This window comes from Neorhizobium sp. T7_12 (assembly GCF_002968535.1).
GTDB classification, from domain to species: Bacteria; Pseudomonadota; Alphaproteobacteria; order Rhizobiales; family Rhizobiaceae; genus Neorhizobium; species Neorhizobium tomejilense.
Map to the genome: position 1 here is coordinate 120,297 of NZ_PVBK01000007.1, position 19,874 is coordinate 140,170.

General features: G+C 62.9%; 22 protein-coding genes. 3 read left to right on the plus strand and 19 right to left on the minus strand.

What is annotated here, in order from left to right; translation table 11 throughout:
- Positions 1-39 precede the first annotated feature (39 nt).
- Positions 40-912 (plus strand): protein-L-isoaspartate O-methyltransferase, encoded by an 873-nt coding sequence (locus tag C5J26_RS17380; RefSeq protein ID WP_105402893.1) that lies wholly within the window; start codon positions 40-42, stop codon positions 910-912.
- Between the two features lie 168 nt (positions 913-1,080).
- Positions 1,081-1,770 (plus strand): pentapeptide repeat-containing protein, encoded by a 690-nt coding sequence (locus tag C5J26_RS17385; protein ID WP_105403014.1) that lies wholly within the window; start codon positions 1,081-1,083, stop codon positions 1,768-1,770.
- 56 nt (positions 1,771-1,826) lie between these two features.
- Here the strand turns inward: C5J26_RS17385 and C5J26_RS32755 are convergent, their stop codons facing one another.
- The 10 genes from C5J26_RS32755 to C5J26_RS17430 form a co-directional block, all read right to left on the minus strand.
- Positions 1,827-1,985: a hypothetical protein gene (locus C5J26_RS32755; RefSeq protein WP_172724107.1), complete on the minus strand. Its 159-nt coding sequence runs from the start codon at positions 1,983-1,985 to the stop codon at positions 1,827-1,829.
- A gap of 227 nt (positions 1,986-2,212) precedes the next feature.
- Positions 2,213-3,235, minus strand: coding sequence for a ribosome small subunit-dependent GTPase A (gene rsgA / locus C5J26_RS17390; protein ID WP_105402894.1), 1,023 nt, complete (start codon positions 3,233-3,235; stop codon positions 2,213-2,215).
- A gap of 246 nt (positions 3,236-3,481) precedes the next feature.
- Positions 3,482-5,098 carry a citramalate synthase gene (gene cimA, locus C5J26_RS17395; RefSeq protein WP_105402895.1) on the minus strand — a complete coding sequence of 539 codons (1,617 nt, stop codon included), beginning with the start codon at positions 5,096-5,098 and terminating at the stop codon, positions 3,482-3,484.
- A 196-nt stretch (positions 5,099-5,294) separates the two neighbouring features.
- Entirely contained in the window at positions 5,295-6,254 is a 960-nt protein-coding gene (gene pip, locus C5J26_RS17400; RefSeq protein ID WP_105402896.1) for a prolyl aminopeptidase, read from the minus strand.
- On the minus strand, positions 6,251-6,727 hold the full coding sequence (locus C5J26_RS17405) for a GFA family protein (protein WP_046667886.1): 477 nt from the start codon (positions 6,725-6,727) through the stop codon (positions 6,251-6,253). The genes pip and C5J26_RS17405 overlap by 4 nt, the downstream gene beginning before the upstream one ends.
- Positions 6,724-7,236, minus strand: coding sequence for a GFA family protein (locus C5J26_RS17410; RefSeq protein ID WP_046667885.1), 513 nt, complete (start codon positions 7,234-7,236; stop codon positions 6,724-6,726). Before C5J26_RS17410 ends, C5J26_RS17405 begins: the two co-directional genes overlap by 4 nt.
- Positions 7,233-7,733 (minus strand): GFA family protein, encoded by a 501-nt coding sequence (locus C5J26_RS17415; RefSeq protein WP_046667884.1) that lies wholly within the window; start codon positions 7,731-7,733, stop codon positions 7,233-7,235. The genes C5J26_RS17410 and C5J26_RS17415 overlap by 4 nt, the downstream gene beginning before the upstream one ends.
- On the minus strand, positions 7,730-8,128 hold the full coding sequence (locus C5J26_RS17420; RefSeq protein ID WP_105402897.1) for a VOC family protein: 399 nt from the start codon (positions 8,126-8,128) through the stop codon (positions 7,730-7,732). Before C5J26_RS17420 ends, C5J26_RS17415 begins: the two co-directional genes overlap by 4 nt.
- Positions 8,129-8,164: 36 nt before the next feature.
- Complete coding sequence (gene cysS / locus C5J26_RS17425) at positions 8,165-9,550, minus strand: cysteine--tRNA ligase (protein WP_105402898.1); 1,386 nt, start codon at positions 9,548-9,550, stop codon at positions 8,165-8,167.
- A gap of 325 nt (positions 9,551-9,875) precedes the next feature.
- Complete coding sequence (locus tag C5J26_RS17430) at positions 9,876-10,256, minus strand: hypothetical protein (RefSeq protein WP_046667881.1); 381 nt, start codon at positions 10,254-10,256, stop codon at positions 9,876-9,878.
- A 169-nt stretch (positions 10,257-10,425) separates the two neighbouring features.
- On the opposite strand from C5J26_RS17430, the gene C5J26_RS17435 reads away from it, so the two are divergent.
- Entirely contained in the window at positions 10,426-10,818 is a 393-nt protein-coding gene (locus C5J26_RS17435; RefSeq protein WP_105403015.1) for a low affinity iron permease family protein, read from the plus strand.
- A gap of 6 nt (positions 10,819-10,824) precedes the next feature.
- Here the strand turns inward: C5J26_RS17435 and C5J26_RS17440 are convergent, their stop codons facing one another.
- From C5J26_RS17440 to C5J26_RS17485, 9 genes are all read right to left on the minus strand, one after another.
- On the minus strand, positions 10,825-11,046 hold the full coding sequence (locus C5J26_RS17440) for a hypothetical protein (RefSeq protein WP_105402899.1): 222 nt from the start codon (positions 11,044-11,046) through the stop codon (positions 10,825-10,827).
- A gap of 28 nt (positions 11,047-11,074) precedes the next feature.
- Positions 11,075-11,815: an SDR family NAD(P)-dependent oxidoreductase gene (locus C5J26_RS17445; protein ID WP_105402900.1), complete on the minus strand. Its 741-nt coding sequence runs from the start codon at positions 11,813-11,815 to the stop codon at positions 11,075-11,077.
- A 449-nt stretch (positions 11,816-12,264) separates the two neighbouring features.
- Entirely contained in the window at positions 12,265-13,767 is a 1,503-nt protein-coding gene (gene purF / locus C5J26_RS17455; protein ID WP_105402901.1) for an amidophosphoribosyltransferase, read from the minus strand.
- A gap of 153 nt (positions 13,768-13,920) precedes the next feature.
- A complete protein-coding gene (locus tag C5J26_RS17460; protein ID WP_046636456.1) occupies positions 13,921-14,508 on the minus strand; it encodes a CvpA family protein in 588 nt (195 codons plus the stop codon).
- Positions 14,509-14,612: 104 nt separating this feature from the next.
- Entirely contained in the window at positions 14,613-16,016 is a 1,404-nt protein-coding gene (gene radA, locus C5J26_RS17465; protein ID WP_046636457.1) for a DNA repair protein RadA, read from the minus strand.
- Positions 16,017-16,023: 7 nt separating this feature from the next.
- The gene (locus tag C5J26_RS17470) at positions 16,024-16,332 is read right to left on the minus strand and encodes a type II toxin-antitoxin system RelE/ParE family toxin (RefSeq protein ID WP_105402902.1); all 309 of its coding nucleotides are present in this window, start codon (positions 16,330-16,332) and stop codon (positions 16,024-16,026) included.
- The gene (locus C5J26_RS17475) at positions 16,271-16,576 is read right to left on the minus strand and encodes a type II toxin-antitoxin system ParD family antitoxin (RefSeq protein WP_105402903.1); all 306 of its coding nucleotides are present in this window, start codon (positions 16,574-16,576) and stop codon (positions 16,271-16,273) included. The genes C5J26_RS17470 and C5J26_RS17475 overlap by 62 nt, the downstream gene beginning before the upstream one ends.
- Before the next feature lie 66 nt (positions 16,577-16,642).
- Positions 16,643-17,809 carry an alanine racemase gene (gene alr, locus C5J26_RS17480; RefSeq protein ID WP_105402904.1) on the minus strand — a complete coding sequence of 389 codons (1,167 nt, stop codon included), beginning with the start codon at positions 17,807-17,809 and terminating at the stop codon, positions 16,643-16,645.
- Between the two features lie 319 nt (positions 17,810-18,128).
- Positions 18,129-19,625 (minus strand): replicative DNA helicase, encoded by a 1,497-nt coding sequence (locus tag C5J26_RS17485; protein ID WP_046605633.1) that lies wholly within the window; start codon positions 19,623-19,625, stop codon positions 18,129-18,131.
- Positions 19,626-19,874: the final 249 nt, after the last annotated feature.

The window sequence follows — 19,874 nt, forward strand, 5'->3', positions numbered from 1 at the left end:
GCTTGCGATAGTGAGCCCGTGTCAGAAGGGAGGAGTTGGATGGATTTCGAAAGCCAGCCGTTGCACCGGCAGATCTATGCCCGCCAGATCTTGGCGAAGGCCGGCGTGAGTGCGGACGCCCGCCTTTTCGCGGCCTTCGCCAAGGTGCCGCGCGAACAATTCGTCGGCCCGCCGCCCTGGGTCTATAACGACTTTCGCAACTACCGCGAGCTCGCTTCCACCGATCCGCTGGTGCTTTACCAGGATGTGCTGGTTGGGCTGGATACGGGCCGCGGCGTCAACAACGGCATGCCGTCGCTGCATGCCGGGGCCCTTCACGCGCTCGGCATCCGCGAAGGAGAGACCGTCGCTCATCTCGGCGCCGGGACCGGATATTACACCGCCATCATCGCCGAGCTCGTGGGGCCGTCGGGCCGGGTGACCGCCGTCGAATATGACGAGGCTCTCGCGGACAGGGCACGGCAGAACCTGGCGGGTTACGCGAATGTCGAACTCGTCCGCGGCGACGCGACAGAATGGCCGAAGAAGGACGCGGACGTGATCTACGCCAATTTCGCGCTCGACCACCCGCCGGCCGCCTGGATCGACAATCTCGCGGTTTCCGGGCGCGCGCTCTTCCCGCTCGGCTTTCCGGCGATCGACAACGGCCGGCGGAGCGGGTTTACCCGTTCTGCGGGTTTCCTGATGATCGACCGGCGAGCGTCGGGTTTTGGCGCCAGGTTCCTGCAGCCGGTCTCCTTCGTCTGGGCGGAAGGCCAGCAGCCACCTCCGCCAGGCCGTCACGAGGGGCTGGCGGAAGCCTTCCGCTCCCGCCGCGGCTATCAGGTCCGCAGCCTGCGCTGGCATCGGCCGCCTCAAGAGGGCGAGTGGTATGGCGAGGAGGATTGGGGGCTAAGTTTTGAGGAGGTGTGAGGGGAGCCACTTAAGGCGGTCAATCGTGGAGAGAGACAGCGGCATACCGATCTCCTCCTCAAGGAGGGAGATCAGAGGGAGTGTGCCGCACCGTTCCGCCTCGCCGATTGTTTCCAACCCGAATCTCTGATCAATCACGCCGAACGAATGTCGGCGGAGGCGAAGGTCATGGCGGAGCAGGATCCCATCGAGGTTTCCGAACAACAGATAGGACGCGCCGAGGTGCTCGACTTTACGGCGGCCGGAAACAGGGTGGTCCTGAAAGACTGCACGCTGGAGGAAGCGGACCTGTCGGGGCTCGATCTTCAGCGCTGGGAATTTCGAAACTGCAGGATGACGACCGTCAATCTGCGGGCCGCCGACCTGGAAGGGGCGAAGTTCGAGGGGTGCCGGGGGGCGTTCGCCAATTTTACAGGCGCCAACCTCGCCGAGGTGGAGTTCGGGAATTGCGACTTCAACAACGCCGCTTTTTTGGAAGCCAAAATGAACGACACCCGGTTCGTCGGCTGCAAGCTGACCGGTGCCAACCTGACGCGGATCGCGTCGCTTGGCCTGTCGTTCAAGGAGACCATCCTGGCGCAGGCGAGACTTCCCGCACTGTCGTTCCGGAAGTCCCGGATCGAGCGGGTCGATTTCGGCATGGCCGATCTGTCGAAATGCGATTTTCGCGACGTCGTGTTCGACGGCTGCAGCCTGCGTGACACGGGGCTCGTCGATGCCAGGTTCGAAGGGGCCGATCTGCGCGGTGCGGACCTCGGCGGACTGAAGCTGATCGACGCCAGGAAGTTCAAGGGGGCAACGATCTCGCGGCAGCAGGCCGGAGATATCCTGGCGGAACTGGGACTGAAGGTTCAATAGCCGGGTGCGGCATCCTCAGTCTCCGGTTCTTCCAGTCGTCTTGCAGGCGAGAAGGATTAGACGGCTACGCGCCGAGCTTCCTTGTCGGCCGACTTCCGGTCTGCGCCGTGCTTTTCGATGATCGCCTTCGCATCCTCAACCGAAATGCGATGCTTCTTGGCAAAGGGGATGGGCTGGTAAGGCTGGTCCGGGGTGTTTGTTTTTTTATCAGACATGAACGTCTCCGATCTCGATGCTCCGGCAGAATGCCGAGGCCTCTTTGGATTAATGAATAGTGAGGGGGTTGGTTGCCAGGCGCTGCTGCGTCATTACCGCGAGCGGCTGCCTCAATGTGCCGCCTATATGGTACGAAATCCCCTGAAATACAATGGCCCGGATCGGGGCCACAGGAATCGGGGCCACCTGCCAACTCCTTCAGGGCGGGTATTCGCGCGCGAAACCTTCAGTATTTCTTCTTGCGGACGATCTTGTTGCCCTTTGGGCCGCTCAGCACCGGCGTCCTGTCGCGGTTTTCCGCAAGCAGGCTGCGCCAGCGTTCCAGGCGCTCGGCAGAAAGTTCGCCTTTGGCAACGGCTGCCTGCACGGCGCAGCCCGGTTCGTGGGCGTGGGTGCAATCGCGAAACCGGCAATTCGGCGCCAGATCGGTGATTTCGGCAAACAGCGTATCGATGCCGTCGGTGACGTCGCTGACATAGAGCGTCCGAATACCCGGCGTATCGATTACCCAGCCCCCGCCGGCAATCGCGTGCAGCGATCGTGCCGTCGTGGTGTGACGCCCCTTTGCATCACGTTCGCGGATGCTTCCGGTCTTCTGCATCGTGTCAGATTGAGGGCCGGCCAGGGTGTTCACCAGCGTCGACTTCCCTACGCCGGAGGAGCCCACCAGCGCTACGGTCTGCCCGACGCCGCACCAGGGCTTCAGCAAGGCAACGGCATCCGCTGTACGCGCATTGAGGACGACCACCGGCAGGTCACGCTGCAGCGCCTTGGCCTGCTGCTCGAACGGACCGGCATCTTCGACCGTGTCGGCCTTGGTCAGCACGATCACCGGATTGGTCGCGGCCTGGTTGGCCATGATCAGGTAGCGTTCCAGCCGCCCCGGGTTGAAATCGGCATTGCACGACGTGACGATGAACAGCGTATCGACATTGGCCGCGGCAAGCTGCTGGCCGTGCCCGCCTTCCGCACGCCGTTGAAACACGGTTTTCCGGTCGAGCCGGCGCACGAGCATGCCCGTCAGCGGGTCGGCAAGAACCCAGTCGCCGACCGCAAAATCCGCGGTATTGCTATTGGGCGGAAGTTCGATCTCGACTGGCCCGCTGATGTCGATAGCATCGATGCGCGCCCGGTGAACCGAAGCGACGCGCCGGGGTACGAGATCCGCTTCGCCCGGCTCGACCTGAGCCGCAAAGAAGTCGGACCAGCCAAGCAATTCGAGCGATGAGGGCGGGTTGGAGCCGGTCAAGGTTCGGTACGAAAATTCGGGGACGCCGTCATGGGCAGGCTTTCCGCAGGTTGCGATTGCGCTCCTTCAGGGAGGAGCCGCAGATCGGGGTGCAAAGGTGCCGGTTCTTGGCTCGACCAAAACCTCTGTCTATTCGTCGCTACCGGAGCATTAGACCAGCATGCCGCCGAAGTCGAGGAAACGATCGACCCGCGCCCATATATGATGGTTAGCCGGGCCGATCGAGTGTGTAGCGTTTTACAAGCCTCACTCCGCGGCGATCTTGCCCGCCAGTTCCCGGTTCTTCATCAGCTTGTAGATGACCGAGTCCATCAGCGCCTGGAACGAGGCGTCGATGATGTTTTCCGAGACGCCGACCGTCCACCAGCGCACGCCGTCGCCGTCGGTGGATTCGATCAGCACGCGGGTGATCGCCTCGGTGCCGCCGTTGAGGATACGCACCTTGAAGTCGGCGAGCACCAGGTCGTCGATCTCGTGCTGGTATTTGCCGAAATCCTTGCGCAGCGCCCGGTCGAGCGCGTTGACCGGACCGTCGCCCTCGGCGACCGACATCAGGGTCTGGCCGTCGACGACGAGTTTGACCACCGCTTCGGAGACGATCTTGATGCGGCCGTGGCTGTCGAACCGGCGCTCGACCATCACCCGAAAACCTTCGACGGAGAAGAACTCCGGAATGGTGCCGAGCGTGCGGCGGGCGAGCAGTTCGAAGCTCGCGTCGGCGCCCTCATAGGCATATCCGGTCGCCTCGCGCTCCTTGACGATCGAGATCAACTGGTCGAGCTTCGGGTCGTCCTTGCCGACCTCGATGCCGCGGCGCTTCAGGGCGTTGATGAAGTTCGACTTGCCGCCCTGGTCGGAGACCATCACCTTGCGCAGGTTGCCGACGCTTTCCGGCGTCACGTGTTCATAGGTGCGCGGGTCCTTGAGTAGCGCCGAGGCATGGATGCCGGCCTTGGTGGCGAAGGCGGAAGCGCCGACGTAAGGCGCCTGGTGGTTCGGGGAGCGGTTCAAGAGCTCGTCGAAGGCGTGGCTGAGGCGGGTGAGCCCGGTCAGCCGCTCCGCGTCGATCGCCGTCTCGAACCGGGTGGCGTAAGCGTCCTTCAGGGCAAGCGTCGCGATGATCGTCACCAGATTGGCATTGCCGCAGCGCTCGCCGATGCCATTCAGCGTCCCCTGGATCTGCCGACAGCCCGCCTCGATCGCGGCGAGCGAATTGGCGACCGCCTGGCCGGTATCGTCATGGGCATGGATGCCGAGCGAGGCGCCAGGAATGCCCGACGCGATCACCGCCTCGACGATGGCGCGGATCTCGCCCGGCTGGGTGCCGCCATTGGTGTCGCAGAGCACCACCCAGCGCGCACCGGCTTCATAGGCCGTCCTGGCGCAGGCAAGCGCATATTCGGGATTGGCCTTGTAGCCATCGAAGAAATGCTCGCAATCGACCAGGGCTTCCTTAGCCGCGCCGCGGGCGGCCTCGACGCTATCACGGATCGCCTCGAGGTTCTCCTCGTTCGTACAGCCGAGCGCGACTCGCACGTGATAGTCCCAGCTTTTCGCGACGAAACAGGTGGCGTCGCTTTTCGCCTGCAGCAGGACGGCCAGCCCCGGATCGTTCGAGGCCGAAATGCCGGCCCGCTTGGTCATGCCGAAGGCGACGAATTTCGATTTCACCGTGCGCTTCTGCGAGAAAAAGGCGGTGTCGGTCGGGTTGGCGCCGGGATAACCGCCCTCGACGTAGTCGAGACCGAACTCGTCCAGCAGGTTGGAGATGGCGATCTTGTCCTCGACGGAAAAATCGACGCCGGGGGTCTGTTGCCCGTCGCGCAGCGTAGTGTCGAAGAGATAGATGCGTTCGCGTGTCATGGGTGCTCCTCCTGGAGCATTGTCAGTTCCGAAATAGGCGTTCGAATTTCACGACCCCCCCTCATCCGGCTGCCGCCACCTTCTCCCCGCTGGGGAGAAGAAGATATGCCGCACCGTTGCCCTTCTTCCTCGCCCCAGCGGGGAGAGGGTGGCCGAGCGAAGCGGAGGCCGGGTGAGGGGGCTGCAGGAACACAGGTCAAATCTTCCCCGCAAACCGGTCCGTCGCGCGGATCAGCTGGTCGGTGATGCCGGGTTCCGAGACCGCATGTCCGGCGCCTTCGATGATGTGGAAATCCGCGTCCGTCCAGACTTTCGAGAGCTGCCATGCATATTTCAGCGGGCAGGGCATGTCGTAGCGGCCGTGCACGATGACGCCGGGAATGCCCTTGAGCTTCGTGGCGTCGCGCAGGAGTTGCCCGTCTTCCAGCCAGCCGGCATTCATGAAGAAGTGGTTCTCGATGCGAGAGAAGGCGAGCGCGAAATGGTCGTCGTCATGGTCCGACGCCAGCTCGGGGCTCGGCAGAAGCGTGATGGTCGAGCCCTCCCAGACGCTCCACGCCTTGGCGCAGCGGATTTGCTCGGCCTTGTCGGTGCCGGTGAGGCGGCGGTGATAGGCGGCCATCATCTCGTGGCGCTCGGCTTCCGGAATGGGGGCGACGAAGGCTTCCCACTTGTCAGGGAACATTTCCGAGACGCCGAACTGGTAGTACCAGTCGAGCTCCGGCCGGGTCAGGGTATAGATGCCACGCACCAGAAGTTCGGTGACCCGCTCGGGATGGGTTTCCGCATAGGCAAGCGCCAGGGTCGAGCCCCAGGAACCGCCGAAAACCTGCCATTTGTCGACGCCGACCATTTCGCGCAGCCGCTCGATATCGGCGACCAGGTGCCAGGTCGTGTTGGCCTCGAGGCTTGCATGCGGCGTGGAACGACCGCAGCCGCGCTGGTCGAACAGCACCACGTCGTAAAGGTCCGGGTTGAAGAGCCGGCGCTGATTGGGGTTGCAGCCGCCGCCGGGGCCGCCATGCAGGAAGACGGCGGGCTTGGCGCCCGGCTTGCCGACCCGCTCCCAGTAGATCACATGACCGTCGCCGACATCGAGCCTGCCTGTCGCGTAGGGTTCGATCTCGGGATAGAGGGTACGCAGAACTTCGGTCATAGATGGAGACCCTTTGCCGGCCAGTTTTCGGTGTCGTGATCGGGATGCTGGAAGGAGATGATCTGCTCCTGCTGGACGGCGTCCTCGCCGCTGTCGCGGACCGGCTGGTCGAAGATCGTCGTCACCCACGGGATATGCGAGGCGTAGTTCACCTGGATTTTCGGGGCGAGATCATCGCGCTTGTCGAAGGCTCCGATCGCCAGATCCAGCCCGCCCGGATAGCGGTAGGTGAGCGGCGTGCCGCAATTTTCGCAGAAACCGCGGTCGATATTGACCGAGGACTGGAAATATTTCGGTTCGGCGCGGGTCCATTCGACACCGTCCTTCGGCACGGTGACCAGCGGCCCGAAAAAGCCGCCGAAGGCCTTCTGGCACATACGGCAATGGCAGATCGAGGCGCGGCCGAGTTCACCATGGATCCGGAAGCGCACGGCGCCGCACTGGCAGCCGCCTGTTCTAAGGGTTTCGCTCATCGCTTGTTCTCCGGTGGCTGATTTTCTGGCGGGCCGCTCTCCGGCGGCCAGATTTCGGTGTCGTGGTCGGGATGCTGGTAGGAGACGATATCGGCCAGGAAGGGGGCGGTGTCGATGTCGTCCATCGTGTGGCGCGCCGGCAATTCGGACAGCCGGTCGACGAAGGGAAGTTTGCCCTCGACGCCGAACTGCACGACCGGCGGCAGCAGGGTCGGATCGTCGAAGCTGCCGGCGGAGATCGCGATCCCGTCCGCCGCCTCGTAGGTCATCGGCGTGCCGCAGTCCCCGCAGAAGCCGCGCCGGACGTGGTTCGACGACTGGAAATATTTCAGTTCGCCGCGCGTCCAGGTGAGCTTTGCCTCGCCGGTCGCCACCAGCGGCGCGTAATAGGCGCCGAAGGCCTTCTGGCACATTCGGCAATGGCAGACCGAGGAATCGAACGGCTCGCCTTCAAGCCGGAAGCGGATCGCACCGCACTGGCAGCCGCCGGTTCGGATGGTATCGCTCATGATTGACCCTCCACATGTCGATTGCCTGGAGGCCAGACCTCGGTGTCGTGGTCGGGGTGCTGGTTGCTGCTGGCCGAGACAGTCTTTTCCTGTTCCTCGGTCATGTCCATGGCGATGTCGTGCTGCAGGTGGTCGAGCTCGCCGAACCAGGACATCTTATGGGCAAGATTGGTCTGCAGCTCCGGCTTCACCGATTGCGGATCGTCGAGCGAGCCGAGCGTGATGCTCATATGATCGCTCGACCCGTCATAAAAGAGCGGCGTACCGCATTTCTCGCAGAACCCGCGCCGCACGGTTTCCGACGACCGGAACCAAGCCGGCTCGCCGCGCGTCAGCTTGAAGTTTTCATGCATCACCCCGCCGAGCGGCATGAAATAATTACCGGCCGCCTTCTGGCACATGCGGCAATGGCACAGATGCGGAAACCCGATCTCGCCCTCTGCCCGGTAGCGCACCGCCCCGCACTGACACCCGCCGGTGTGGATCGCGACGCTCATCCTTTGCTTCCTTCCTGCGCATGACACACCGCCTCGATATTGTTGCCGTCGGGGTCGAAGACGAAGGCGCCGTAATAGTTCGGGTGGTAATGCGTCCGCAGGCCCGGCGGGCCGTTGTCGCGGCCGCCGGCGGCGATCGCGGCTTCGTAGAAGGCATCCACCTCGGCGCGGCTGTTCGCGGTAAACGCGACATGCTGGGAATGGCCGGGGGCCGGCTTATCCTCATGCAGCCAATAGATCGGTCGCTCGCGCCCGTAGCCGCCGACCTTGGCGCCACCCGTACGTTCAGCCGGAACCATGTAAAGCAGCGAGGCACCTAGCGGCGCGAAGGCTGCGTCGTAGAATGCTTTGGCGCGGACGAAATCCGCGACCTTGATACCCATGTGATCGATCACCGCTTGGCTCCTCGCGCGTTGTTTGGGAAGTGAAGCTTAGCGCTTCACCTCCCAGGTCGTCACCCTCTCACCCGATGCCGGGTCCTTGCCGTCTTTCAGCTGGATGCCCTTGTCCGACAGTTCATTGCGGATCTTGTCGGCCTCGGCGAAATTTTTCGCCTTCAGCATTTCGAGCCGCAGGGCGACCAGGGCATCGACGGCGGACGCCAGTGCCTCGTCGACCTCGGTTTTCTCCGGCAGCACGCCGAGAAACGCGGCACTGGCGGCAAACACCGCAAGTGCGTCGGGGTCGCCGTGGGCCTCCTGCGCGAGCGCGTGCAGCGCCTGCACGGCGGCGACCGTGTTGAGGTCGTCGGCAAGCGCGTTGATCACCGTATCGCAAGGCGCGGCACCGGAAGCCTCCGCCGCCGGCCACTTGGCGAGAAGGCGCTCGGCCTCTTCCAGCCGCTTCACCGAAAAGTCGATCGGCTCGCGGTAGTGCGTCATCAGCATGGCAAGCCGCAGCACATCGCCCGGCCATTGGCGGCCGCCGAATTTTTCGGTGTGCAGCAGGTCGTAGATGGTGATGAAGTTGCCCTCGGACTTCGACATCTTGCGGCCTTCGACCTGCACGAAGCCGTTATGCATCCAGACATTCGCCATCACCTCGGTGCCGTGGGCGCAGCGCGACTGGGCGATCTCGTTCTCATGGTGCGGGAAGATCAGGTCGAGCCCGCCGCCATGGATGTCGAACACCTCGCCGAGATAACGCCGGCTCATCGCCGAGCACTCGATATGCCAGCCTGGACGGCCGCGGCCCCAGGGGCTTTCCCAGCCGGGTTCGTTGTGGGAGGAGAGCTTCCACAGCACGAAATCGCTCGGGTTTTTCTTGTGCGCATCGACCGCGACGCGGGCGCCGGCCTGCTGTTCGTCGAGCGGGCGCTTGGAAAGCTGGCCGTAGTCCGCCATCGACTTGGTATCGAACAGCACTTCGCCTTTTGCCACATAGGCATGGCCGTTGCCGATCAGCTTCTCGATGATCTCGATCATCTCGGCAATGGTGTCGGTGGCACGCGGCTCGACGGTCGGCTCCAGGTTGCCGAGCAGGGCGATGTCCTCGTGGTACTGCGTCTCGGTCTTTTCCGTGACGAGGCGGATCGCCTCGTTGAGCGGCAGGCCGGGATGGTCGCGCAGCGCCCGCGCGTTGATCTTGTCGTCGACGTCGGTGATGTTGCGGGCATAGGTGACGTGGGACTCGCCATAGACATGGCGGAGCAGCCGGAAGAGCACGTCGAAGACGATGGCCGGTCGGGCATTGCCGATATGGGCGTAGTCGTAGACAGTCGGGCCGCAGACATACATGCGTACGTTCTGGGGGTCGATCGGCGCGAACGCCGTCTTTTCACGGGTCAGCGTATTGTAGAACCTGAGCGAAATGCTCATCGAAAAATCTCCCCAAAAGTCTCGCACGGCGGGCGTCCCGCTGGGCGGGATGCCGAAAAGTGTACGCGGTTTTCGGACGACATCCCGCTCTCACCATCAACTAGGAGGCGGATGCTTTCGCGTTCAGGAGACACGAAAGCATCCGGCTCCGGCCGGGTCGTTTGTCTTCAAGGCTTTTCGAGAGACGAAAACGGCCGGGCCAGCGCGAACGCTAGCGGATAATGATCCCACAAATGGAAATCGCCGTTTTCATGGAGGTGGTTATGGCGCGGGCAAGCCGTTTGGTCAAGTGGGCTTTGCCCGCGCGGGATCTCCGAAACCGGCCTTACGCCGTCTTGCGGCCGATGCCGTTTCTGGCGACGGTGAACAGAAAGATCAGCATTGACACGACGGTGAGGATCGAGCCGATCGCGGCAAGCGCCTCGCCGCCCGAGGACACCGCCATCGCGATGCCCGGCACGATACAGAGCACTCCGAGAACCGCAAAGCCGAGATGGACCTTCGACAGCACTGAATCGGCTGCCGTCGGGGTCACCGTGTAGTAGAGACCGAAAATCCCCATCGTCGTCCAGCCGACCAGGTTCAGATGCGCATGCGCCGGCGCCATCAGATGGTCGCCGGAGATGGCCATCTGAATGCCCCAGAACATGCCGACGGTGACACAGAGTACAGCCGCGCCGAAGAAATAGAAGGCGATGTTTCTCATCAGATATTCCCCCGAAATATGAAGTTCCTGCGCCCTATCGCAGGACCTGCAGCATAGCAGAAAATCGGATTTCCATACACGGGGTATCTCCCCGGGGTGCGCCGCCGGGATCAAAACATGCGGATTGCACGTTGATGGCACGCATTACAGCAATCGGATGGATACCGAAATGGCCAGACAGGATAGACATCGCAACGTTTTCGACATCTTCTCGAGCGCCATCTCCTCCTGGTCGGGAAAGCCGGTCACGTTCGTTGCGGCCGTTGTCCTGATCGTCATCTGGGGCGTCACCGGACCGTTCTTCGGATTCTCTGAAACCTGGCAGCTGGTGGTCAACACTGGCACGACGATCATCACCTTCCTGATGGTCTTCGTCCTGCAAAATTCCCAGAACAGGGACGGCGAGGCGGTCCAGGCGAAGCTCGACGAGCTGATCCTGTCCAGCCAGGCTGCCAACGAGTTCATCGGCATCGAAAAACTGGACGAGAAACAGCTTCGCAAGCTCAGCGAAAATCTGCAGCGCCGCGCCAAGACGCTGGATCAGGAGGCGGAGAACGTTTAGGTCGCCTTAGCGGCCTTTTTCGGTCGGCGGGTTGCTGTTGTCGAGCAGGGCCTGGGCGATGGACCTGCGCCGCGCGTCGTCGGTCATGGCGGAGCTGATCAATCGCATCGCCTCCATCACGGCGGCGTCCCCTTGTTCGCGGTGAAGGCGGGCCATCGCCGCGGCGACGAGATTGGCGGTCGCCGTCGCTTGCTCTCTTTGCTCGTCGGTAAGGTGCGGTTGCATCATCCAGGCTTCTTGCGGCGATCGGTCGCCTCTATTCCGGCGCGCGAAAATCCACGAACTTGTTGTCGCGCACGACGAACAGGCGACCGGTATCCTGAAGATCGGGGGAGGCGAGGAAGAGGATCTTTTGGGCGACTTCCGACGGGTGCGGCAGGGTTTCGGGGTCTTCGCCGGGCATGGCCTGGGCGCGCATGGCGGTGCGGGTGGCGCCGGGATTGACGATGTTGACCTTGAGCGGCGTGTGGGCGGTCTCGGCAGCCCAGATGCGGGCCATGTTCTCGACCGCCGCCTTGGAGATCGAATAGGCCCCCCAGAAAGCCGGCGCCTTGGAGGCGACGCCGGACGACAGGATCAGCGCGCGGCCGGCATCGGATTTGGTCAGCAGCGGCTCGACCGAGCGGATCAGCCGCCAGGTGGCGGTGACGTTGGTCAGCATTACCTTCTCGAACACTTTTGCCTCGATATGGCCGAGCGGCGAGATGACGCCGAGAATGCCGGCATTCGCCACGAGTATGTCGAGCTTGCCCCAGCGCTCATAGATCGAGGCGCCGAGCTTGTCGATCGCCGCCATGTCGGTGATGTCGAAGGGAACCAGCGTGGCGGTGCCGCCGGCCGCCTTGATCGCATCGTCAAGATCCTCGAGGCCGCCGACGGTGCGCGCGGTGGCGATCACATGCGCGCCGGCTTTCGCGAGTGCCAGCGCCGTGAAATAGCCGATGCCCCGCGATGCGCCGGTCACCAGCGCGATCCTGCCCTTCAGATCGATATTCATGATTTTCCGCCCTCAAATGCAATGCGCGCGACGGTCATTACAGTCGCCGATGGATGTTGGTGGAGGAGGCGACAGCTGCTTATCGCAGGAGCCCGGCCTCGATCCCTGTTGCCCTGTGCTTGTCACAGCGATCCGGTGCGCGCAAGTCCTTGCGCGCGGGAGAAGCTTTTCGTCATTCGGAGAGCCGTGCCAATAAACGTCGAGCCAGGATGCCCCCCTCTGCCCTGCCGGGCATCTCCCCCACAGGTGGGGAGATTACAAGCGGCACGATCCTCCGCCTACAAAAGCACCGCTGCGAAGGATGTAACGCTCAATGCAGGGCCGTGAGCAGGCTCCCAGCCGATCTCCCCACCTGTGGGGGAGATGCCCGGCAGGGCAGAGGGGGGCGAGCTTGCCGGGTGCGTGAAGGAACTTGCCGAAGGGCGGTGCTGCAAAGCCACCCAATCACCTCACCCGTTGCTGGCCAGTACCGAAACCTTGCGGCCCATCGTCTCGCCGTCCTTGTCGAGCAGGCGGGTGGGATAGTCGCCGGTGAAGTAATGGTCGGTGAATTGCGGGCGGGCGTTGTTGCGGTCTTCGCCGCCGACGGCGCGGTAGAGGCCGTTGATCGACAGGAATTCGAGGCTGTCCGCGCCGATATATTGGCACATGGCTTCCAGGCTGTCGTACTGGTTGGCAAGCAGCTTGTCGCGGTCGGGCGTGTCGATGCCGTAGAAGTCGGGGTAATAGATCATCGGGCTGGCGACGCGCAGATGCACTTCCTTGGCGCCGGCATCGCGGATCATTCGGACGATCTTCAGCGACGTCGTGCCGCGCACCACCGAATCGTCGACCAGCACGACGCGCTTGCCCTCGATCATCGCCCGGTTGGCGGAATGCTTGAGCTTGACGCCGAAGGCGCGGATCTGTTGGGTCGGCTCGATGAAGGTGCGGCCGACATAGTGGTTGCGGATGATGCCGTATTCGAACGGAATGCCGCTTTCCTGGGCGTAACCGAGAGCCGCCGGCGTGCCGCCATCCGGCACGGGCACGACGACGTCGGCTTCGACGGGCGATTCCTTGGCGAGGTTGATGCCCATGTTCTTGCGCGCCACATAGACGCTGCGGCCGCCGACGACGGAATCGGGACGGGCGAAATAGACGTATTCGAACAGGCAGAGCCGTTCGGCCTGGCCGTTGCCGGCCTTGCGGGCGTCGATCGAGATAGAGCCGTCCGCCTGGATTTCGCAGATGATGACTTCGCCGTTCTCCACGTCGCGGACGAACTTGGCGCCGATGATGTCGAGCGCGCAGGTCTCGGACGCGAAGATCGGCTTGCCGTCGAGTTCGCCCATGACCAGCGGGCGGATGCCGGTGGGGTCGCGCGCGGCGATCAGCTTGGTGCGGGTGACGGCGAGCATCGAATAGCCGCCTTCCATCTGCCGGATCGCGTCGATGAACCGGTCGGCGGTCGACGAATAACGGGAACGGGCGATGAGATGCAGGACGACTTCGGTATCTGAGGTCGACTGACAGATGGCGCCGCCGGCGATCAATTGCCGGCGTAGCGTCAGGCCGTTGGTGAAATTGCCGTTATGGGCGACCGCGATGCCGCCGACCTCGAGTTCGGCAAACAGCGGCTGGACGTTGCGCAGCGCCACTTCTCCGGTGGTCGAATAGCGGTTGTGGCCGATCGCGATATTGCCGGGCAGGCGGGCAAGGGTGACGGGATCGGTATAATGGTCGCCGACGAGGCCCATGCGGCGTTCCGAATGGAAGCGCAACCCGTCGAAGGAGACGATGCCGGCAGCTTCCTGACCGCGATGCTGCAGGGCGTGCAGCCCGAGCGCCGTCAGCGTCGCAGCCTCGGGATGGCCGAGAATGCCGAACACACCGCATTCTTCATGCAGCGTATCGCCATCCCACTCGTTGACGCTGTCTTCGGCGAACGTCTCGGAAACCGCCTGATTCATCTTGGCCCCTTATCCCTGTGGACAACCTGTCCCTGTCGGAAAAATGGAAAGGCCGGCCGGGGAGAACCTCCCCGGAAACCAGCCTGTTTTCACTTGAATGCGAATGATACCACAAATGGTGACGTTTTGCGCTGCATCAAGCGCAAGATCGCGTCAATTATTTGTCGCAGGCGCGTCATCTGCCGTCGGTTGATCCTGAGCCGGAGCGCCATCGGTTGGCGCTGCTCCGCGGCCGAGGATGCGGGCGCGGATCTGCGGTTCGATATCGGCGGGCAGCACGGCTTCGAGACGGGCGACGAGCGTGTCGAGGAACGGCTTCGATTTCGCTTGCGTCACCCAGGTCGGCTGGGCGTTGGCGGCCACCAGCCAGTTCCAGAACGCGACGGCCACGACGAGCAGCAGGATGCCGCGGGCGGCGCCGAACAGGAAGCCCAACGTCCGGTCGAGCGCGCCGATGCGGCTGTCGATGATGAAATCGGCGATCCTGGTGGTGATGAACGAGATGATGATCAACGCGATCAGGAAGATGGCGCCAGCGGACGCAGCAATCGCAATGCGCTCGTCACTCAGGTGCGGCTTCACATAGGGCAGAACCAGGGGGTAGAGGTAATAGGCGGCGGCGACTGAGCCAGCCCAGCTTGCGATCGACAGCACCTCTCGCGAAAAACCGCGAACCATGGCGAGAACGGCGGAAAACAGCGTCACAGCGATGACGATACCATCGAAAATCGTGATGGGCATATATGATCTACTCCAGACTTGCCGACTTCAAGACTTGCCGGCTTCAAGCCCGGCGCCCCGCCTTACCGCAGCCGTCATACATCAGCGGGCTTGTTAACGGAAGATCAATCATCTTCCGGCGTTTGTCTCAGCTTGGCGGCGGAACCCGCGATGCGGGACACCAGATCCGGCAAGTCCTCGATCGTCACCCAGCGTCCGTTCGCGCCCTTCGGCACCTCCGCGGACGTGGCCGGCAGCATCGCTCCTGCAAAACCAAGTTTCTCAGCTTCCTTAAGGCGTTGCGCAGTCTGCGAAACCGGCCGCACCGCGCCCGAGAGGCTGATTTCGCCGAAATAGACGCAATCGGCCGGCAGAGCAAGACCGGCAAGCGAGGATACCAGTGCGGAAGCGACCGCAAGGTCGGCTGCAGGCTCGGTGATCCGATAACCGCCCGCGACGTTCAGATACACGTCGTGCTGTCCGAGCTTGACGCCGCAATGGGCCTCGAGGACCGCGAGAATCATCGACAGGCGCGACGAATCCCAGCCGACCACGGCGCGCCGCGGCGTGCCGAGCGAGGTGGGCGCCACCAGCGCCTGCACCTCGACCAGAACCGGGCGCGTGCCCTCCATGCCGGCAAAGACCGCGGCACCTGGCGATTTCGAGTTGCGCTCGCCGAGGAAAAGTTCGGACGGATTGGTGACTTCGCGAAGCCCCTTGTCGGACATTTCGAAGACGCCGATCTCGTCGGTCGGCCCAAATCGGTTCTTGACGGTGCGCAGGATGCGGTAGTGGTGGCCGCGGTCGCCTTCGAAATAGAGGACCGCATCGACCATGTGCTCGACGACGCGCGGGCCGGCGATCTGGCCTTCCTTGGTGACGTGGCCGACGAGAACCATGGCGGCCCCGGTCTGCTTGGCAAACCGGATCATCGCCTGCACGCCGGTGCGCACCTGGGTGACGGTGCCCGGCGCCGAATCGGCCGTGTCGCTCCATAGCGTCTGGATCGAATCGATGATCACGAGGTCGGGGCGTTTGCCTTCGCCGATCGTGGCGAGGATGTCCTCGACATTGGTTTCGGCCGCGAGCAGCACCTCGGTATCGGCGGCATCCAGCCGCTGGGCACGCAGCCGCACCTGCGCCACCGCCTCTTCGCCCGAGACGTAGATGATCCGGTGGCCGCGGCGGGAAAGGGCGGCGGCCGCCTGCATCAGGAGCGTCGACTTGCCGATGCCGGGATCGCCGCCGACCAGAACCGCTGAACCGCGCACGAACCCGCCGCCGGTCGCCCGGTCGAGTTCGGAAATGCCGGTGAAGATGCGCGGCGCTTCCTCGGTCTCGCCGGACAACGTGGTGAGCGCCACGGCACGGCCCTTCTTCGGCACCTTGCCGGGGCCTCCACCGATGCCGCCCATCTGGTCGTCTTCGATAATGGTGTTCCACTCGCCGCAGCCGTCACACTTGCCGGCCCAGCGGTTATGCACCGTGCCGCAGTTCTGGCACACGAATTGGGTTTTTGCTTTTGCCATGGGGAATTCAGGTTTCGTCGGTTGGGAAGTTGTCGGCAGAAACGTCCTGATGTCCGTGAAGAACGCGCAGGACATGCATCGTCGTTTCGTCGATCACGAAATAGATGCACCTGCCGCGAAAGGGGAAGGCCCGCAATCCAGGAACGAATTCTCGGGAACTGCCGGTAAGGCCGAGTTCCGCTAACGAGGCCATCTTGGCATTGAGGTCGTCCAGAAGGCGTCTTGCGGCAATCGGATTGAATTGCGAGGTATACTCATAACCTTCCAGAAGATCGGTCAGCGCGCGTTGGGACACGTTGAGACGGCGCGCTTGCATTCTTCCGTTCCTCTGCCATCTTGAGAATGTGCGCCGTCAACTCCTCGCCGCTTTCAAAACTCATCACTCGGCCCGCTTCGACATCGTCCAGCCCTTCCTGGATCAATCGCTTCAGCGTTTCCGTTTTTTCTTGAAGCTGGTGCAAACCGGCGGCAACAACCTCGTTGGCATCCTTGTAGACTCCGGCCTCGACTTGGGCGTCGATAAACGCCCGCTGTTTCTCGTTCAGATGGATCTCGGTCATTTCGATCTCCTTTTGTTCTCGTATAGCACGAGGGATTTCCGCTTCCAAGAGGCAAGCGAGCGCCGATCAATCCTCGGGATATAGATAACGCCGCTCGTAGCGCAGACCGAGGCTGGTCAGCAGTTCGTAGCCGATCGTGCCGGCGGCGCGGGCGACGTCGTCGAGATCTATGTTCGGGCCGAACAGCTCGACATAGTCGCCGGCCTGGATCTCCGATGCCGGGATGTCCGTGACGTCGAAGATCGTCAGGTCCATGGTGATGCGGCCGATGACCGGAACCTTGCGGCCGGCGACGAAGCCGAAGCCGCCATCCTTCACCGTTTGACGCAGCGGCACGCCGGAGCCGGAGAGCGCTCGGCTGTAGCCGTCCGCATAACCCGCGGAAACGATCGCCAGCCGGCTGTCGCGGGAGAGCTGGTAGGTGCCGCCGTAACTTACCGTCTCGCCCTTTTTCCCGTCGCGGATCTGGATGATGCGCGCTTCCGCCTTGGCAACCGGCTTCATCGGATTCGGCACCCCGACGACAGCCTCGCCGCCATAAAGCGCGATGCCCGGGCGGGTGAGATCGAAATGATAGTCCGGCCCCAGAAAGATCCCGGCGGAAGCCGAAAGGCTCGTCTCGATGCCTTCGAAAGCCTCCGCGACCTTCTGGAAAGCCGAAAGCTGTTTCTGGTTGAGGGGCGAGGAGGGCGTGTCGCCGCTATGGAGATGCGACAGCACCAGGACCGGCGAGAAGCTTGCCGGCCGCGACACGTCGTCGGCAAAGGCGATGGCGTCCTCGAGCGGCAGGCCGAGCCGGTTGAAGCCGGTATCCACCTGCAAAGCGCAGGGATGGTCGCCATATTCCGATGTCACCGACATCCAGAAGGCGAGCTGTTCTTCCGAGGCCAGAACCGGCACCAGATCGTGTTCGAAGAACATCGCCTCCTGGCCGGGCCAGATTCCGGAGAGAACATAGATGCGGGCGTCGGGTGCATAGGCGCGCAGCGTCACGCCTTCTCGCGCGACAGCGACGAAGAAATCCCGGGCGCCGGCCTCGTAAAGCGTTATGCCGCAATCCTCGAGCCCCAGTCCATAGGCATCCGCCTTGACGACAGCCGCCGTCCGCGCCGTTCCCGAACGCCGCGCCATCTCCCGCCAATTGTCGGCAAGCGCACCTAGATCGACCGTCAGCCGGACGGGCGCAATGTCGAAATCGTCGGGATAGGAAAGCTCGCTGTCGAAATCGGTCATGTCGGCTCGTAGGGCATGAGGATCGGGAGGCATGAGAACGGTCGCAGCGATCCTACCGGTTTCGAAGGCAGGAAAAAGACCGCGCCCGCAAAATCTTTCGCGCTGCACAATCTTTTAGGCCGTCGGGAATTCAGGCCACACTGCGCAGATCGAAATCCGCATGCCGCGGCATGTCTCTTCTCCCCAGCGGGGAGGAGGTGGCGGCAGCCGGATGAGGGGGGCGCCAGCCAAAATAAGTCGAGTTTGCCGCGAGGCCCCCTCATCTGCCCTTCGGGCATCTTCTCCCCGTTGGGGAGAAGAGAGAATGCAAACGCCCCAATCAATGCTCTTCGTATTGCGTAAAGCTCGGGTCGGCCAGATCGGCGAAGCGGGTGTATTCCGACTGGAAGGCGAGCTTGACGGTGCCGGTCGGTCCGTGGCGCTGCTTGGCGATGATCACGTCCGCCGTGCCCTTGACCTTGTCCATCAGCACTTCCCATTCGGGATATTTCGGGTCGGCGATGTCGCGGGGTTCCATGTTCTTCACGTAATATTCCTCGCGGAACACGAAGAGCACGACGTCGGCGTCCTGTTCGATCGAGCCCGATTCGCGAAGGTCGGAGAGCTGCGGGCGTTTGTCGTCGCGGCTTTCCACCTGGCGCGAGAGCTGCGACAGCGCGATGATCGGCACGTTCAGCTCCTTGCCGAGCGCTTTCAGACCCGTGGTGATCTGGGTGATTTCCTGGACGCGGTTCTCGCCCGATTTGCCCGAGCCGGTCATCAGCTGGATATAGTCGACCACCAGGCAGTCGAGGCCGCGCTGGCGCTTGAGGCGGCGGGCGCGGGCGGAAAGCTGGGCGATCGAGATACCGCCGGTCTGGTCGATGAACAGCGGCACCTTCTGCATCATCTGGGAGCAGGCGACGAGCTTTTCGAAATCGGCCTCGGTGATGTCGCCGCGGCGGATCTTTGACGACGAGACTTCCGTCTGTTCGGAGATGATACGGGTGGCGAGCTGTTCGGCCGACATTTCGAGCGAATAGAAGCCGACCACGCCGCCGTTCTTGGCCTTGAACGAACCGTCCGGCTGGACTTCCGGTTCGTAGGAGGCGGCAATGTTATATGCGATGTTGGTGGCAAGCGATGTCTTGCCCATGCCGGGGCGTCCCGCAAGCACGATCAAGTCGGAACGCTGCAACCCGCCCATCTTGCTGTCGAGCGACATGATGCCGGTCGAGACACCGGAAAGATGGCCGTCGCGCTCGAAGGCCTGGCCGGCCATGTCGATAGCAAGCGCCACCGCATCGTTGAACGACTGGAAGCCGCCGTCGTAGCGGCCGTTTTCGGCGAGCTCGAACAGCCGGCGTTCGGTATCCTCGATTTGCGTCTGCGGCGGCATGTCGAGCGGCGCGTCAAAGGCGATGTTGACCATGTCCTCGCCGATGGTGATTAGCGCGCGGCGGAGCGCCAGGTCGTAGATCGCCCGGCCGTAGTCCTCTGCGTTGATGATCGACACGGCTTCGGAGGCGAGGCGCGCGAGATATTGCGCCACCGTCAGATCGCCGACCTTGTCGTCGGCGGGCAGGAAGGTCTTGATCGTCACCGGGTTGGCGGTCTTGCCCATCCGGATGATGTCGCCGGCGACCTCGAAGATCTTGCGGTGCAGCGGCTCGTAGAGATGGACGGGCTTGAGAAAATCGGAGACGCGGTAATAGGCGTCGTTATTGACCAGGATCGCGCCGAGAAGCGCCTGTTCGGCCTCGATATTGTTCGGGGCTTCGCGGTAATGCGGCTCTGCCGGCTGGATGTTGGCGAGCTTGCGTACTGCGTCGTTCATGGTGTTTTCCGTTCTGTCCCTGTACCCCGGCAGTACCCTTAGAGGTGTCTGGCCTGTCACGAAACGGCAATATTGATTCCCACAGTAGTTCACAGGCAAAACTGCGCTGCGAAGCGAAAAACGGTCGGAAACCGTAAATCCGTTTGACTGTGTTCCCGGAGCGAATCGACTCGGGGAGCTCACCCTCTTTTATAGCCCGAAAAAGACAAAAAAACGCCCGGACCTTGTCGGCCCGGGCGCTCTTTGAAC